This is a genomic window from Acetatifactor sp. (assembly GCF_982438285.1).
This window is the reverse complement of the sequence record NZ_CEWDFQ010000442.1, coordinates 1-2,069: the sequence shown is the minus strand read 5'-3', so window position 1 is coordinate 2,069 and position 2,069 is coordinate 1. Positions and strand designations below refer to the sequence as shown.

Annotated in this window: 1 protein-coding gene; it reads left to right on the top strand. The window is 51.6% G+C overall.

What is annotated here, in order from left to right; translation table 11 throughout:
• A partial coding sequence (locus tag AC1WIP_RS15015) for a glycoside hydrolase family 2 TIM barrel-domain containing protein (protein WP_481142589.1) occupies positions 1-2,069 on the top strand: 2,069 nt, incomplete at both ends.

Below are 2,069 nucleotides of genomic sequence, written 5' to 3'. Positions count from 1 at the left end.
GGTTGTGGCCCAGACGGTGGGATTTCGACGTTTTGAGATCGGGGATTCCATTATGCGTCTGAACGGAAAGCGTATTGTATTTAAGGGCGTCAACCGCCACGAATTCAGCTCCCTGACTGGACGGGTGCCGAACCGGGAGGAGCTTTGGCAGGATCTGGTGACCATGAAGCAGAATAATATCAATGCAGTCCGCACCTGCCATTATCCCAATGATTCCCAAATGTATGAGCTGTGCGACAGACTGGGAATTTATGTGCTGGATGAGTGTAATCTGGAATCCCACGGCTCCTGGGACCCGGTGGCCAGAAAGATAGCGGACATCGATTCTGTGGTGCCGGGGAATAAGCCGGAGTGGAACGCTATGGTTTTGGACCGGGCAAATTCCCTGTATCAGAGAGACAAAAACCACCCTTGTGTGTTGATCTGGTCCTGCGGAAATGAGTCCTATGGCGGAAAAAATATTTACGATATGGCACAGTTTTTCCGGGAAAAGGACCCGGAAAGAGTGGTGCATTACGAGGGAATATTCAATGACAGACGCTATCCCGATACCAGCGATGTGGAAAGTCAGATGTACACATCTGCACAAAAGATTGAAGAGTGGCTTAAGCGGGATCGGAGCAAGCCCTTTATCTGCTGCGAATATGCCCACGCTATGGGCAACTCCTGCGGCGCTTTGCACAAATATACGGATTTGACAGACAGGGAGCCCTTGTATCAGGGAGGCTTTATCTGGGATTATATTGATCAGTCCCTTACCAGGAAGGATCGGTATGGCAATGAGTTTCAGGCCTATGGCGGCGACTTTGGGGATCGTCCCACAGATTTTAATTTCAGCGGAAACGGAATCGTCTATGGAGGAGACCGGAAGCCCTCCCCTAAAATGCAGGAGGTAAAATACGATTATCAGAATATTGGGGTTACGGTGACGGAGGATGCGGTCACTGTCTGCAACAAGAATCTTTTTGTGAATACGGATGCTTTTGCCTGTGTGGTTTTTGTGGAGAAAGAGGGAAGACTCCTTTCCCAGACAGACTTAAATGTATCCGTGGAGCCCGGAGGCACAGCCAGCTTTCGTCTGCCGGTGAGCCTGCCTGAGGAAGCCGGAGAGTATACAGTGACGGTTTCCTTCCGGCTGAAGGAGGACACTCTGTGGGCCAGGGCAGGACATGAGGTGGCCTTTGGACAGGGTGTGTTTGCCAGAGGGGAGGGCTTGATCTGCGACAGACCCATTGCTGTGAAGCGTCCGCTTGAGGTGGTATATGGCAAGCTGAATCTCGGAGTAAAGGGAGAAAGCTTTTCTGCGCTGTTTTCCTATAACTTTGGGGGACTTGTATCCTATCGGTATGGGGGAAGGGAGCTGCTCAAAAGCATTCCGAAGCCCAATTTCTGGCGGGCACCTATCGACAATGATTGTGGAAACGACATGATGAACCGTAAGGGGCAGTGGAAGCTGGCAAGCATGTATCTGACCTTCCATTCCCAGGCAGACGATGTGATAAGGCCGGAGGAGGTAAATCCTCTGGTAAAGGAAGAGGACGGCTGTATAGAGGTGGATTACCATTATTATATGCCCACCAAACCCGCTTCTGACTGCAGGCTGCGCTATCGTGTGTATGGAGACGGAACCATTCAGGTGACGCTTTCCTATGATCCGGTAAAGGAGCTTGGGGATATGCCGGAATTTGGCGTAATGCTTAAGATGGATGCCGATTACGACAGGCTGGAATGGTATGGAAACGGACCGGAGGAAACCTATTGGGACAGAAAAAGAGGCGCAAAGCTGGGGCTGTACCGCAACAGGGTTTCAGACAATCTGGCGTGTTATATGGTGCCTCAGGAGTGCGGCTGCAAAACGGATGTGCGTTACGCTAAGGTTACGGACGCAAAGGGGAGAGGATTGCTCTTTGCAGGAGACAGAATACATTTTTCGGCCCTTCCCTATACGCCTCACGAGATGGAGAATGCCATGCACCCTTATGAACTGCCCCAGGTGCATTATACAGTGATCCGTGCTGCCCTTGCGCAGATGGGCGTGGGCGGCGATGACAGCTGGGGAGCCAGAACCC